The sequence below is a fragment of the Pseudomonas schmalbachii genome, from assembly GCF_017589465.1.
In the GTDB taxonomy this organism is placed as follows: domain Bacteria; phylum Pseudomonadota; class Gammaproteobacteria; order Pseudomonadales; family Pseudomonadaceae; genus Pseudomonas; species Pseudomonas schmalbachii.
This window is the reverse complement of the sequence record NZ_JAELYA010000002.1, coordinates 145,645-159,897: the sequence shown is the minus strand read 5'-3', so window position 1 is coordinate 159,897 and position 14,253 is coordinate 145,645. Positions and strand designations below refer to the sequence as shown.

The window sequence follows — 14,253 nt, the reverse complement described above, 5'->3', positions numbered from 1 at the left end:
CGCTGAGCGCAGCGAAGCCCAACATCCGGTAGGGCCTGCACCCATTTCGTTGGGCTTCGTACCTCAGCCCAACCTACGGGAGCGAAGCCCAGTTCGTAGGGTGGACAACGCGAAGCTTGTCCACCGCCCCGTCGCACCGCGCTTGATGGTGGAAAGGTGGGGCGGCCATCCGTTTCGCCGTTTTCCACCCTACGTCTGCATGAACGAACCTGTAGGAGCGGGCCATGCCCGCGAAAACCCGCAGCGCCGATATTTCGCGGGCATGGCCCGCTCCTACGGGTCAGCCAACCCGCGGCGCTGACCGCAACAGCCTCAATCCATTGAACACCACCAGCAGGCTCGCCCCCATGTCGGCGAACACCGCCATCCACAGCGTGCCTTCGCCGGCCAGGGTGAGGGCGAGGAACACCGCCTTGATCCCCAGCGCCAGGCTGATGTTCTGCAGCAGCACGCTACGCGTGCGCCGGGACAGGCGGATGAACTGCGGCAGCTTGCGCAGGTCGTCGTCCATCAGCGCCACGTCGGCGGTTTCGATGGCGGTATCGGTGCCCGCGGCGCCCATGGCGAAGCCGATATCGGCGCGGGCCAGGGCGGGCGCGTCGTTGATGCCGTCGCCGACCATGCCGACGCGGTCCGCACCGGCCTGGCGCTGCTCCACTTCGCGCAGCTTGTCTTCCGGCAGCAGGTTGCCCAGCGCCACGTCGATGCCGGCCTGGCTGGCGATGGCGGCGGCGGTGTGCGGGTTGTCGCCGGTCAGCATCAGGGTTTTCACGCCCAGTTCATGCAACTCGCCGACCGCCTCGCGGCTGGTTTCGCGCAAGGCATCGGCCACCGCGAACAGCGCCAGCGGGCCGCTGTCGTCGAGCAGCACGATCACCGTCTTGCCCTGGCTTTCCAGGGCGTCCAGGCGGGCTTCCAGCTGTGTCGAGCAGAGTCCCAGTTCCTCCACCAGACGATGGTTGCCCAGGCAGTAGCGGGCGCCATCGATCACGCCCCGCACGCCACGGCCGGGCAGGGCGGTCAGGTCACTCACCGCATGCAGGGCGATGCCATCGGCTTCCGCCGCGCGTGCCACGGCCTGGGATACCGGGTGATCGGAACGCGCCGCGAGGCTGGCGGCGAGTGCACGGGTGTCGGCGACGCCATCCAGCGGCAGATAGTCGGTCTGCCGTGGCCGGCCCTCGGTCAGGGTGCCGGTCTTGTCCAGCGCCACCCAGGCCAGCCGGTGGCCAAGTTCGAGGAACGCTCCACCCTTGATCAGGATGCCCATCCGCGCCGCCGCGGCCAGGCCGCTGACGATGGTCACGGGGGTGGAGATCACCAGTGCACAGGGGCAGGCGATCACCAGCAGCACCAGGGCGCGGTAGATCCAGTCGAGCCAGGCGCCGCCGAATGCCAGCGGCGGCAGGATGGCGGTAAGGATGGCGATGAGGATCACCGCCGGGGTGTAGATGCGCGAGAAGCGGTCGACGAAGCGCTGGGTCGGCGCCCGCGCGCCCTGCGCCTGCTCCACCGCGTGGATGATGCGCGCCAGGGTGCTGTCGTCGGCACTGCGCGTCACCCGGTATTCCAGTGCGCCTTCACCGTTGATGGTGCCGGCGAACAGCGTTTCTCCCGGCGACTTTTCCACCGGCAGGCTTTCCCCGGTGATCGGCGCCTGGTTGACGCTGGAGCGGCCTTCCAGCACCTCGCCGTCCAGCGCGATGCGCTCGCCGGGGCGCACCCGCACGCGGGCGCCGAGAGCGACGGACTTGGCCGGCATTTCCTGCCAGACGCCATCGGCCAGCACCGTGGCCTGCTCCGGAGCCAGTTGCAGCAGGCCGCTGATGGCGTGGCGCGCGCGTTCCAGGGATTTCGCCTCGATCAGCTCGGCGATGGCGAACAGCACGCTGACCATCGCCGCTTCCGGCCACTGGCCGATCAGCAGGGCACCGGTGACGGCGATGCTCATCAGCGCGTTGATGTTCAGGTTGCGGTTCTTCAGGGCGATCCAGCCCTTGCGATAGGTCGGCAGGCCGGCGCCGAGGATCGCCAGCAGGGCGAGGGCGGCGACCAGCCAGTGCGGGCCGATGGCGAACCATTCGAATGCCTCTGAGGCCAATGCCAGCAGGCCAGCGACCGCCAGCGGCCACCAGGGCTTGTGCGCCGGGGCCGGCGTGGTGGCGCGTGGCTGCTGCTCGTCGAGCGCCTCGGCGTGCATGCCCAGCGAGGCGATCAGCTTCTGCAGCGGCTCCGGCGACTCGAAGCGATGCTGCACCCGCAACAGGCGCTGCATCAGGTTGAATTCGAGATTTTCCACCGCCGGCAGCTTGCCCAGCGCATCGCGCAGCAGGCGTTCCTCCGTGGGGCAGTCCATCGCTTCGATACGCAGGCTGCTCCAGCGCAGCTCGGCATTGCCGCTCAGCCCGTCCAGGTCGAGCGAGGCGGCCCGCGGCGAATGGCTGTGGTCTTGGCAGCAGGCGTGCTCATGATTCATGGCGTCGGTTCCGATTTGACGTGTTGTCAGGGATTGCACACCCTGTAGTTACTACAGAGTCAAGGCAGAGCCTGCTGCGCTTGATCATGCTGTGTTGGAAGCAGGCGAAAAAATGCTCATTTACAGTCGTAAACTCCGCTTTTTTCGCCTGCTTCCGCCTAGCCTGATCTGCGCTCGCGACGGCTCTGCTGCTCTCGGGAGGACGTGATGAAAATCGGCGAACTGGCAAGGATCACCGGCTGCCCGGTGGAAACCATCCGCTACTACGAACGCGAGGGCCTGCTGCCGGAACCGGCGCGCAGCGAGGGCAATTACCGGCAGTACGACGCGAGCCATGTGGAGCGGCTGTCGTTCATCCGCCACTGCCGCTCGCTGGACATGACCCAGGACGAAATCCGCATCCTGCTCGGCCTGCGCGACAGCCCGCAGGCCGATTGCGGCACCGCCAACCGGTTGATCGACGAACACCTGCACCACGTCGAGGTGCGCATCGCCGAGCTGCAGTCACTGCGCCAGCAACTCACCGACCTGCGCGCTCGCTGCAGCGGCACCGGCAACAGCGAGGACTGCGGCATCCTCCGCGAGCTGGAACAGCCGGCCGAGCCGTCGACGGTGTCGGAGGAATGCGCCGGGGCCGGGCACCTGCACGTGCCCGGCGTGCACGGCAGGCACTGACGCGTAGGTTGGCGCTGAGCGCAGCGAAGCCCAACATCTGTCATGCGCGGCATCGTTGGGCTTCGCAAGCTCAGCGCCAACCTACGGAATTAGTTACCCGCCGCCTCCTTTTCCCCGGTCAGCTCATGCAGGTACTTGCGCGACAGCGCCAGGAAGCGCGGCGTTGGCCCGATGTCCTCGTAGAGCGGATCGCCCTGCTCGTCGAGGGCCACCACCTTCGGGCCCTTCACATAGGGGAAGCTGGCTTCCAGTTCCTCCAGCGCCGAGGCGACCAGCTCGCCGAGCAGTTCCTCCACGCTGCGCTTGGGGTACATGTCGTGCAGCGCGGCGAGGCGGGCGGCGGTTTCCACGTCCAGGGGAATGGTGTACTGGTGCTTGGTCATGCGCCCCCGGGCGCTCTGTTCCCAATGGCGGACAAGATCGCGGATTTTCATGATCACCTCGATGACCCGCTCGTGGCGGGATATGGCGGCCCTCATGAGGCCGGTCCCGATGATTCCCCGCATCTATCCGGGGATCACTTTCAGCCTAGACGCTGTCCGAGCAGAAGCTTTCGCATTCGTCGCGGTCTTGTCAGCCGAGGTCGCGGCCTTCACTCTGAAAACCACCGCAAAGGGAGAATCGCCATGCCGGAAATCGACGCGCGCCTGCGCGAGGATGTGCACCACCTGGGCGAGCTGCTGGGGCAGACCATCCGCGACCAGTACGGCCAGGCCTTCCTCGACAAGATCGAACTGATCCGCCAGGGCGCCAAGGCAGCGCGGCGGGGCTCGGCCGAAGGCGCGCGGCAGCTGACCGCCACCCTCGACGGCCTTGCCGAAGACGAGTTGATGCCGGTGGCGCGGGCGTTCAACCAGTTCCTCAACCTGGCCAACATCGCCGAGCAGTACCAGCACATCCGCCGACGCAAGCCGAGCGAACCGGAGCCGTTCGAGAACCGCGTGTTCGATGAGCTGCTCGGCCGCCTGCGCAAATCCGGCCATGGCGCCGAGGAGCTGGCCGCGCAGGTCGCCGGACTGGATATCGAGTTGGTGCTCACCGCCCATCCGACCGAGGTGGCGCGGCGCACGCTGATCCAGAAGTACGACGCGATCTCCGCGCAGCTGGCCGCCCGCGACCATGCCGATCTGCTGCCCGAGGAGCGCGAGCAGGTGCAGACACGCCTGCGCCAGCTGATCGCCGAGGCCTGGCATACCGAGGAAATCCGCCGCACCCGCCCCACGCCGGTGGACGAGGCGAAATGGGGCTTCGCGGTCATCGAACACTCGCTCTGGCAGGCCGTGCCGAACTTCCTCCGCCACGTCGACCGGGCGCTGCAGCGGCACACCGGGCAGCGCCTGCCGCTGAATGCGGCGCCGATCCGCTTCGCCTCCTGGATGGGCGGCGACCGCGACGGCAATCCCAATGTCACCGCGGCGGTCACCCACGAAGTCCTCCTGCTGGCGCGCTGGATGGCCGCCGATCTGTACCTGCGCGATGTCGACGGGCTGGCTGGCGACCTGTCCATGCAGCGGGCCAGCGCCGAGCTGGTCGAGCGCGTCGGGGCGGTTGCCGAGCCTTATCGCGTACTGCTCAAGCAACTGCGCGAACGTCTGCGTGCGACCCGCGCCTGGGCCGAGCGGGCGCTGCTCAGCGGCGAGGCGCCGCCGGACGAGGTGCTGACCGACAACCGCGAACTGCTGGAGCCTTTGCAGCTCTGCCATCGCTCGCTGCACGGCTGCGGCATGGGCGTGATCGCCGACGGCGCGCTGCTCGACTGCTTGCGCCGGGCGACCACCTTCGGCCTGTTCCTCACGCGCCTGGACATCCGCCAGGACTCCACCCGCCACGCCCAGGCGCTGAGCGAGATCACCGAATATCTGGGCCTTGGCCGCTACGCCGAGTGGGACGAGTCGGTGCGCCAGGAGTTTCTCCTGGAAGAACTCAACAACCGGCGGCCGCTGCTGCCGGCCAACTACCAGGCGTCGCCGGATACCGCCGAAGTGCTCGCCACCTGCCGGGTGGTCGCTGCCGCGCCGGAAGCGTCGCTGGGTTCCTATGTGATCTCCATGGCCGGCCATCCTTCCGACGTGCTGGCCGTGCAACTGCTGCTCAAGGAGTGCGGCCTGCAGCGACCGATGCGCGTGGTGCCGCTGTTCGAAACCCTCGACGACCTGGACACCGCCGGCCCCTGCATCGACCGTCTGCTGCAGCTCGACGGCTACCGGACGCGCCTGGCTGGGCCGCAGGAAGTGATGATCGGCTACTCCGACTCGGCCAAGGACGCCGGCACCCTGGCGGCGGCGTGGGCGCAGTACCGCGCGCAGGAAACGCTGGTGGAGATCTGCCGCGGGCACGACGTCGACCTGCTGCTCTTCCACGGTCGTGGCGGCACTGTCGGCCGTGGCGGCGGCCCGGCCCATGCGGCGATCCTGTCGCAGCCGCCGGGCTCGGTGGCGGGGCGTTTCCGCACCACCGAGCAGGGCGAGATGATCCGCTTCAAGTTCGGGCTGCCGGGCATCGCCGAGCAGAACCTCAACCTCTACCTGGCGGCCGTGCTGGAGGCCACCCTGCAGCCGCCGCCGGTGCCCGAGCCGGCCTGGCGCACGCTGATGGACAAGCTGGCCGCCGATGGCCTGGCCGCCTATCGCGCGGTGGTGCGCGACGATCCGCAGTTCGTCGACTACTTCCGCCAGGCTACGCCGGAGCAGGAGCTCGGCCTGCTGCCGCTGGGCAGCCGTCCGGCGCGGCGACGTACGGGCGGGGTGGAAAGCCTGCGGGCGATCCCGTGGATCTTCGCCTGGACCCAGACGCGCCTGATGCTGCCGGCCTGGCTGGGCTGGGAGAGCGCGCTGCTGAATGCCGTCGAACGCGGCGAGGGCGCGCTGCTCGGACAGATGCGCAAGGACTGGCCGTTCTTCGCCACGCGCATCGACATGTTGGAGATGGTGCTGGCCAAGGCGGACGGGGATATCGCCCGTTTATACGACGAACGTCTGGTGCAATCGGAACTGCGACAATTGGGTGCTAATTTACGCGACCTATTGTCGCAGTCGGTGCGCGTGCTGCTGGGACTGACGGGTCAGTACCAGCTTCTCGCGATGGCCACCGAGACCCGTGCGGCCATCGGTGTCCGCAACATCTACCTGGACCCGCTGCACCTGCTGCAGGTGGAGCTTCTGGCCCGTTCCAGACGTTGCGAGGGCGATGTCTGCGGCGGTCTCGAGCAGGCGTTGCTGGTGACTGTGGCGGGCATCGCGGCGGGGTTGCGCAACACCGGTTGAGCAGTTGTCAACCCTCGGTTGCGGTGTCTTGTGTGGCAGGGGTGCGCTGTGTATCTTGGACGACCTTTCGGCGCGGTTCCGTGCCATTCCAGCATGATGAGATTAGCCCCACGAGGCAGATCCAGGCTTTCGCTTAACAAGTATTAAAGGAGCATATCGATGCGTGTGATTCTGCTCGGGGCGCCCGGTGCCGGCAAAGGTACCCAGGCTCGCTTCATCACAGAAAAGTTCGGCATTCCGCAGATTTCCACCGGTGACATGCTGCGCGCAGCGGTCAAGGCCGGCACCGAACTGGGCCTGCAGGCCAAGAGCGTGATGGACGCCGGCGGCCTGGTTTCCGATGACCTGATCATCAACCTGGTCAAGGAGCGCATCGCCCAGCCGGATTGCGCCAACGGCTTCCTGTTCGACGGTTTCCCGCGCACCATTCCGCAGGCCGAGGCCATGAAGGAAGCCGGCGTGAGCATCGACAACGTGGTCGAGATCGCCGTCGACGACGAAGAGATCGTCAGCCGCATGGCCGGCCGTCGTGTACACCCGGCTTCCGGCCGCGTCTACCACGTCGAGCACAATCCGCCGAAGGTCGCCGGCAAGGACGACGTCAGCGGCGAAGACCTGATCCAGCGCGACGACGACCGTGAAGAAACCGTGCGTCACCGCCTGTCGGTCTACCATTCGCAGACCAAGCCGCTGGTCGACTTCTACCAGAAGATCGCCGCCGTCGAAGGCACCCCGAAGTACAGCCGTATCGAAGGCGTGGGCTCGGTCGAGGAAATCACCGCAAAGGTGCTTGGCTCCCTCAGCTAGATCCATCGCGTTGATTCCACCAAAGGCCCGTTCGCGGGCCTTTGGCGTTTATAATGCCCGCCCTTTTTCGTTTCTCCTGTGGATAAGTCGATGCCCACCCTCCTGGCCCTGGATACCTCTACCGAAGCCTGTTCCGTCGCCCTGCTGCATGACGGCCGCCGGTTCAGCCGTCACGAGGTGATCCCGCGCCTGCACGCCCAGCGCTTGCTGCCGATGGTGCAGGACCTGCTGGCCGAGGCGGGCATCGCCCTCTCCGCGGTGGATGCCATCGCCTTCGGCCGTGGCCCTGGCGCCTTCACCGGCGTGCGCATCGCTATCGGCGTGGTGCAGGGCCTGGCGTTCGCCCTGGAGCGTCCGGTGCTGCCGATTTCCGACCTGGCGATCCTCGCCCAGCGCGCCCATCGCGAGCATGGCGCCGTGCAGGTTGCTGCCGCCATCGACGCGCGCATGGACGAGGTCTACTGGGGCTGCTATCGCCTGGAAGGCGGCGAAATGCGCCTGGCCGGCGGCGAAGCGGTGCTGCCGCCGGAGAAGGCTGCGCTGCCGCGCGATGCGCAGGGCGAGTGGTTCGGCGCCGGCACCGGCTGGGGCACCTACGGTGCGCGCATGGCGGTGCAGGTGACGGCGCAGGACGCCAGCCTGCTGCCGCACGCCGAGGACCTGCTCGATCTCGCCGTCTTCGCCTGGGAACGCGGAGAAACGGTGCCGGCGGAACAGGCCCAGCCGGTCTACCTCCGCGACAACGTCGCCACCCCGAAGTCCACGTAGGTTGGTGCTGAACGCAGTGAAGCCCAACATTCAGTCCGGCATTGCGGTGTTGGGCTTCGTTCCTCAGCCCAACCTACGGTGCTATCAAATTGCCAAGTCACGGGCTGCTGACTAGAGTTTCCGGCATCTCCACCGAGTTCTGAGCCATGCGTATCGACGCCGCCAACAGCCTCACGCTCGACCGCGCGCCCCGACCGGGGCGGGTGGTCACGCCTGTGCGCGAGGTGCAGGGCGAGTACCAGCCGGTGGCCCGCGAACCGCGTCGTGCCGAGTCCGGCAGCTACCGCCTGCCGGTGTCCCTGCGTGACGAATTCGACCAGCAGCGTCCCCTCGACAATCGCGCCGCCCAGGCGCTCGCCAGCTACGCCAGTACCGCCAGCCTGAGCGTCGATATCGACGCCCCGGAAGTGCTCGGCATCGACCTCTACGCCTGATGTTGCCGTACTACCTCGGTTGCCCGTCGTGGAACGAGCCGGCCTGGCGCGGCAGCTTCTATCCCGCCGACCTGCGCCCCGCCGACAGCCTCGGCCACTACGTGCAGGTGTTCAACGCGGTGGAGGGCAACACCACCTTCTACGCCCGGCCGAACGCGGAAACCCTGCGCCGCTGGGCCGACAGCATGCCGGCGGACTTCCATTTCTGCGCCAAGCTGCCGCGCGATATCAGCCACGGGGGCGATCTGCGCGAACAACTGGCCGCCACCGCCGACTTCCTCGAACTGCTGGCGCGGCTGGGCGAGCGGGTCGCGCCGCTGTGGCTGCAACTGCCGGCCAGCTTCGGCCCGCAGCGGCTGGGCGAACTGGCCTACTGGCTCGACGAATTTTCCTCCCGACGGATCGCCGTGGAAGTGCGCAACCAGGCGTTCTTCGCCAAGGGCGAGGAAGAGCGGGCGCTCAACCGCCTGCTCCACGAGCGCGGCGTCGAACGCATCTGCCTGGATTCGCGGGCGCTGTTCGCCTGCCAGTCCAGCGATCCCTCCGTGCTGCATGCGCAATCGAAGAACCCCAGGGTGCCGGTACGCCCGACCGCCTTCAGCGATAGCCCGCAGGTGCGCTTCATCGGCGGCCCCGACCTGGACGCCAACGCTGCCTACCTCACACCCTGGGTGGACAAGGTCGCCGGCTGGATCGAGCAGGGCCTGACGCCGCACGTCTTCCTGCATACGCCGGACAACCACCGCGCCGCCGAACAGGCGCAGCGCTTCCATTGCCTGCTCATGCAGCGGCTGCCCGGCTTGCCGGCGCTGGTGGAGCTGAAGCCGGAAGTCGAGCAGCTCGGTTTGCTCTAACCGCCCATGCGGTTAACCTGCTGCTTTCCTCTCTCACGTGGAGCAGCCCATGACCTCTCAGGAACAACGCGGCCTGGCATTCCAGGCCTTGCACCAGCGCGACGGCTTGCTGGTGCTCCCTAATCCCTGGGATGCCGGCTCGGCGAAGATGCTGGCGAGCCTTGGTTTCGAGGCCCTGGCGACCACCAGCGCGGGACTGGCGTTTTCTCTTGGTCGACCCGACGCGGAAGCGGCGGTGAGCCGCGACGAAGCGCTGGTCAATGCGCGGGCGATCATCGAGGCGACGCCGCTGCCGGTGGCGGCGGACCTGGAGAATGGCTACGGCGACGAGCCCGAATGCTGCGCCGAAACCATCCGCATGGCGGCGTCCATCGGTCTGGTCGGCGGCTCCATCGAGGATGCCAGCGGCCGCGTGGACCAGCCGATCTATCCGCTGGATCAAGCCGTCGAACGGGTTCGCGCGGCGGTGCAGGCGGCGCGCGCGCTGCCATTCCCCTTCACCCTGGCGGCAAGGGCGGAGAATTTCCTCCATGGCCGCAAGGATCTGGACGACACCATCAAGCGCCTGGTGGCGTTCGCCGAGGCCGGCGCCGATGTGCTCTATGCGCCGGGTCTGACCACCCGCGAGGAAATCGCCGAAGTGGTCGAGGCGGTGCAGCCACGACCGGTCAACGTATTGATCGGCTCGCCGGCCCTGCGGCTGTCGCTGGATGAGCTGGCCGAGCTGGGCGTCAGGCGCGTCAGCCTGGGTTCGTGCTTCGCCCGAGTGGCTTATGGCGCGTTCTTCCAGGCCGCCGAGGCTCTCGCCCAGCGCGGCAGCCTGGAGGAGACCCAGCAGGCGATGCCGTTCGCTGCGCTCAATCAGCTGTTCCGTGGCTAGCCCGCTGCGCCGTCTCTTTGGCTGGGCACTCGTGGCGGCTCTGCTTGGAGTACCGCTGGCGATCTACCAGGGCTGGCTGGATGTCCCGCCACGCTGGAATCCCTGGGCGCCGCTGGATGTGCGCGACGCGCCGAACCTGCTGACCCGCTTCAAGCTCTGGCGCCTCGGGCGCGACGCCGGGTTGTGCCGGCAGGCGCTGGCGACTTCGGGATTGCGCGTGCAGCCGATGGCCGACAGCGAGCCGGCGCCGGGCTGCCCGTTGCGCGGCGTGGTGCGGGTGCAGGGTGCGGCGGTCGGGTTGAGCAGCAGCTTCCTCGCCACCTGTCCGATGGCGGTCAGCTTCGCCCTGTTCGAACGGCATGCCCTGCAACCGGCGGCGAAAGCCGTGTATGGCCAGCCGGTGGCCAGCGTGGAGCATCTGGGCAGTTTCGCCTGCCGCAACATGTACGGCCGCGAGAATGGCCGGCGCAGCCAGCATGCCACCGCCAACGCCCTGGATATCGCCGCCTTCCGCCTGCGCGATGGCCGGCGCATCGTCATAACCCGCGACTGGAGCGGGGAAGGCGATGCCGCGCGCTTCCTGCGCGAAGTCCATCGAGGCGCCTGCCGCAGCTTCGATATCGTGCTCGGCCCGGAATACAACGCCGCCCATCGCGATCATTTCCATGTCGATATGGGCGGTTGGCAGATTTGCCGCTGAGCCGGCTGCGCTAGAATCGCCGCTTTTCCCAAGGACTCGCGCCCATGAGCGAAACCCCGAATCCACCGCGTATCGTCGTCCAGGCCCTGAGCGCCGATTTCCAGCCGGCCGCGCAGCAGTGGGCGCAGCGCCTCGGCCTGCCGCTGGCGGACGACGCGTCGGCGGATTTCGCCCTGCAGGTGGGGGACGATGGACTGCAGCTGCTGCAGCTCGGTCCGGATTCGCCGGGGCCGGTGCGCGTGGACTTCCTCGAAGGCGCCGCCGCGCACCGCCGGCAGTTCGGCGGCGGCAGCGGGCAGATGATTGCCAAGGCGGTGGGCATCCAGCCGGGCGTTCGTCCCTTCGTCCTGGATGCCACGGCCGGCCTCGGCCGCGATGCCTTCGTCCTCGCCACTCTGGGTTGCGAGATGCGCCTGATCGAGCGCCAACCGCTGATCGGTGCCTTGCTGGAAGACGGCCTGGCGCGGGCCGGGCGGGATTTCGAGGTAGCGCCAATCGCCGCCCGCATGCGTCTGCTGCAGGGCAATGCCATCGAGCTGATGCGCGCCTGGGAAGGCGAGGCGCCGCAGGTGGTCTACCTCGACCCGATGTTCCCGCACCGCGACAAGAGCGCGCTGGTGAAGAAGGAAATGCGCCTGTTCCGCCCGCTGGTCGGCGATGACCTCGACGCCCCTGCGTTGCTGCAGGCGGCGCTGGCGCTGGCCACGCACCGGGTGGTGGTGAAGCGCCCGCGCAAGGCGCCGATCATCGAGGGAGCGAAGCCGAGCTACAGCCTGGAAGGCAAGTCCAGCCGTTACGATATCTATCCGCTGAAGAGCCTGAAGCCGGCCTAGAGCGCCTTCGGCAGCGGCGCGAACAGCGCGTCGATGTCGGCATCGTCCAGTTGCCAGTCGGTGCCGGCGCCTTCGAGGATGCCGGCGGCCAGCGCGGCCTTCTCCCGCTGCAGCAGCTGGATGCGTTCCTCCACGGTGCCACGGGCGATCAGCTTGTAGACGAACACCGGCTTGTCCTGGCCGATGCGGTAGGCGCGGTCGCTGGCCTGGTTCTCGGCGGCGGGGTTCCACCACGGGTCGTAGTGGATCACCGTGTCCGCCGCGGTCAGGTTGAGGCCGACGCCGCCGGCCTTCAGGCTGATCAGGAACAGCGGCACGCGGCCTTCCTGGAAATCCTTCACCGGCTTGCGGCGGTCGCGGCTGTCGCCCTGCAGCAGCGCATAGTCGATGCCGCGCTGGCGCAGGGCATCGCCGATCAGCGCGAGCATCGAGGTGAACTGCGAGAACACCAGCACGCGGCGGCCTTCCGAGAGCAGCTCTTCGAGCATGTCCATCAGGTAGGCGAGCTTGCCTGAGGTGACGCTCTTCGACGCCTTGCCGCTGCCGGCTTCCTTCTGCACCAGGCGGATGTCGCAGCAGACCTGGCGCAGCTTGAGCAGCGCTTCGAGGATGATGATGCGGCTGCGCGCCAGGCCGCGCCGGGCGATCTCTTCGCGGACTTTCTGGTCCAGCGCCAGGCGCACGGTTTCGTAGAGGTCGCGCTGCGCCTCGCTGAGCTCGATGTGCTGGATGAATTCGCTCTTCGGCGGCAGTTCCGAGGCCACCTGTTCCTTGGTGCGGCGCAGCAGGAACGGGCGGATGCGCGCCGCCAGGTGGGCGAGGCGCGCCTGGTCGCCGTGGCGCTCGATGGGCGTGCGGTAGTCCTGGGCGAAACGGCGGGCGTCGCCGAGCCAGCCGGGCAGGAGGAAATGGAACAGCGACCACAGCTCGCCGAGGTGGTTTTCCAGCGGCGTGCCGGTCAGGCACAGGCGGTGCCGCGCGTTGAGCTGGCGTGCGGCCTGGGCGGCCTTGGTGTCGGCGTTCTTGATGTTCTGCGCTTCGTCGAGGATCAGCAGGTGGTACTGGTGCTGGCCGAGCTTTTCCGCGTCCCGCGGCAGCAGCGCGTAGGTGGTGAGGATCAGGTCGTGCTCCTCGATCTTGGCGAAGTCGCGGCGGCGGCCGGCACCATGCAGGGACAGCACGCGCAGGTCGGGGGTGAAGCGCTCGGCCTCGTCCAGCCAGTTGGGGATCAGGCTGGTCGGCATCACCACCAGAGCCGGCGCGGTCAGGCGGCCGGCCTGCTTTTCCAGCAGCACGTGAGCCAGCGACTGCAAGGTTTTGCCCAGGCCCATGTCGTCGGCGAGGATGCCGTTGGCGTCCACTTCGCGCAGCGCCTGCATCCAGCTCAGGCCTTCGTGCTGGTAGGGGCGCAGCTCGGCGCGCAGGCCTTCCGGCAGCGGCGCCGGCTGGCTGCGGTAGTCGCGCAGGCGCTGGGCGATATGCCGGAGTTGCTCGCCGCCCTGCCAGTTCAGCGGCAGTTCTTCCAGATCGCCGAGCCGCGCGGCGTCGGCCGTGCCCATGCGCAGCCGGCGTACGGGCGCCTGTTCGGTCAGGTAGAACTCGGACAGCGTGCCGATCAGCGGCTTGAGGCGGGCGAACGGCACGGCGATGCGGATCGGCCGCTCGGATGCCGTCTGCCAGGGCTGCACCGGATTGCGCCCGGCGTCCAGGCGTAGCACCAGTTGCTCGTCGTCGGCGTGGCGGGCGAGGGCGATGGGATCGAGCAGGGCGGGCGTACGGCGGATCAGTTCGATCAGCGCCGGCAGCAGGCTGATGCGCTGGCCGTCGACCTCGATGCCCAGTTCCAGGTCGAACCACTGGCGGTCCGGCGCTTCCTCGATCTCCGCGTACCACTCTTCGACTTCGGTCAGGTCGAAGACGAATTCCGGGCGGATATCCACTTCCCAGTCCTGCTCGCGCAGGCTCGGCAGGCCGTCGCGCATGAAGGCCTGCCAGGCGGCATCGTCGGGCAGTTCGTACATTTCGCCGGCGCTGTCTTCCAGCGCGTCGCTGCGACGCATCGCCGGCTTGAAGCCGAGTCGGCGCAGCTCCAGGCGCAGCGCGTTCTCCTGCTCCAGTTGGCGGCTGACGCGGACGATGCGGTCGTCCTGGAACACCCGCAGCTCTTTGCCGGAGCGCGCGCCGATGGCGCCGGAAACCGGGGTTTCACCGTAGAGGAAGGCGAGGGCGGCGCGGTGCCGGGCGATGTTCTGCATGCGCCCGCTGCGCAGGTCGAAGCCGCTGTGCACGTGGCTGCCGAGGGTCAGGCGCGCACGCGGCGCGATTACCTCGAGCGCGGGTGGCGACGATGACGGTTCGGAGTGGGGCTTCATCCGACTTTCCTTCCGCGGACCAGGCCGCTCTGCATAAACGCCCGATATTACCAAGGCTGGGAACGGAAGGAATGAAATCCGACTGAGAGCCTGTTCAATGTCTGCCTGCGCTTGCTCATGCTGCGTTAAAAGCAGGCTCGAAATGCTCATTTACAGTTGTAAACTCCGCTTTCTCGCCTGCTTTTTCCTTG

The 14,253-nt window shown here is 67.9% G+C and carries 12 protein-coding genes; 9 read left to right on the top strand and 3 right to left on the bottom strand.

What is annotated here, in order from left to right; genetic code table 11:
• Positions 1 to 280: 280 nt before the first annotated feature.
• The gene (locus tag JFY56_RS06170) at positions 281 to 2,476 is read right to left on the bottom strand and encodes a heavy metal translocating P-type ATPase (protein WP_208312651.1); all 2,196 of its coding nucleotides are present in this window, start codon (positions 2,474 to 2,476) and stop codon (positions 281 to 283) included.
• 207 nt (positions 2,477 to 2,683) lie between these two features.
• Between JFY56_RS06170 and cadR the strand changes: the two genes are divergently transcribed.
• A complete protein-coding gene (cadR, locus tag JFY56_RS06165) occupies positions 2,684 to 3,151 on the top strand; it encodes a Cd(II)/Pb(II)-responsive transcriptional regulator (RefSeq protein WP_208312650.1) in 468 nt (155 codons plus the stop codon).
• A gap of 89 nt (positions 3,152 to 3,240) precedes the next feature.
• Here cadR and JFY56_RS06160 read toward each other — a convergent pair whose 3' ends face one another.
• The gene (locus JFY56_RS06160; protein ID WP_208313213.1) at positions 3,241 to 3,585 is read right to left on the bottom strand and encodes a pilin assembly protein; all 345 of its coding nucleotides are present in this window, start codon (positions 3,583 to 3,585) and stop codon (positions 3,241 to 3,243) included.
• A gap of 192 nt (positions 3,586 to 3,777) precedes the next feature.
• Here JFY56_RS06160 and ppc point away from each other — a divergent pair, with 192 nt between their 5' ends.
• From ppc to JFY56_RS06120, 8 genes are all read left to right on the top strand, one after another.
• Positions 3,778 to 6,414, top strand: coding sequence for a phosphoenolpyruvate carboxylase (gene ppc / locus JFY56_RS06155; RefSeq protein WP_208312649.1), 2,637 nt, complete (start codon positions 3,778 to 3,780; stop codon positions 6,412 to 6,414).
• 159 nt (positions 6,415 to 6,573) lie between these two features.
• Entirely contained in the window at positions 6,574 to 7,221 is a 648-nt protein-coding gene (gene adk / locus JFY56_RS06150; RefSeq protein WP_208312648.1) for an adenylate kinase, read from the top strand.
• A 90-nt stretch (positions 7,222 to 7,311) separates the two neighbouring features.
• Positions 7,312 to 7,989: a tRNA (adenosine(37)-N6)-threonylcarbamoyltransferase complex dimerization subunit type 1 TsaB gene (gene tsaB, locus JFY56_RS06145; protein WP_208312647.1), complete on the top strand. Its 678-nt coding sequence runs from the start codon at positions 7,312 to 7,314 to the stop codon at positions 7,987 to 7,989.
• 146 nt (positions 7,990 to 8,135) lie between these two features.
• Entirely contained in the window at positions 8,136 to 8,423 is a 288-nt protein-coding gene (locus JFY56_RS06140; RefSeq protein WP_208312646.1) for a hypothetical protein, read from the top strand.
• A complete protein-coding gene (locus JFY56_RS06135) occupies positions 8,423 to 9,277 on the top strand; it encodes a DUF72 domain-containing protein (protein WP_208312645.1) in 855 nt (284 codons plus the stop codon). Before JFY56_RS06140 ends, JFY56_RS06135 begins: the two co-directional genes overlap by 1 nt.
• 49 nt (positions 9,278 to 9,326) lie before the next feature.
• Complete coding sequence (locus JFY56_RS06130) at positions 9,327 to 10,157, top strand: isocitrate lyase/PEP mutase family protein (protein ID WP_208312644.1); 831 nt, start codon at positions 9,327 to 9,329, stop codon at positions 10,155 to 10,157.
• 4 nt (positions 10,158 to 10,161) lie between these two features.
• Positions 10,162 to 10,857, top strand: a complete 696-nt coding sequence (locus tag JFY56_RS06125; protein WP_408004389.1) for an extensin-like domain-containing protein — start codon at positions 10,162 to 10,164, stop codon at positions 10,855 to 10,857.
• A 44-nt stretch (positions 10,858 to 10,901) separates the two neighbouring features.
• A complete protein-coding gene (locus JFY56_RS06120; protein WP_208312642.1) occupies positions 10,902 to 11,690 on the top strand; it encodes a class I SAM-dependent methyltransferase in 789 nt (262 codons plus the stop codon).
• Here JFY56_RS06120 and JFY56_RS06115 read toward each other — a convergent pair.
• Complete coding sequence (locus tag JFY56_RS06115) at positions 11,687 to 14,062, bottom strand: DEAD/DEAH box helicase (protein WP_408004382.1); 2,376 nt, start codon at positions 14,060 to 14,062, stop codon at positions 11,687 to 11,689. The genes JFY56_RS06120 and JFY56_RS06115 overlap by 4 nt on opposite strands.
• Positions 14,063 to 14,253 lie beyond the last annotated feature (191 nt).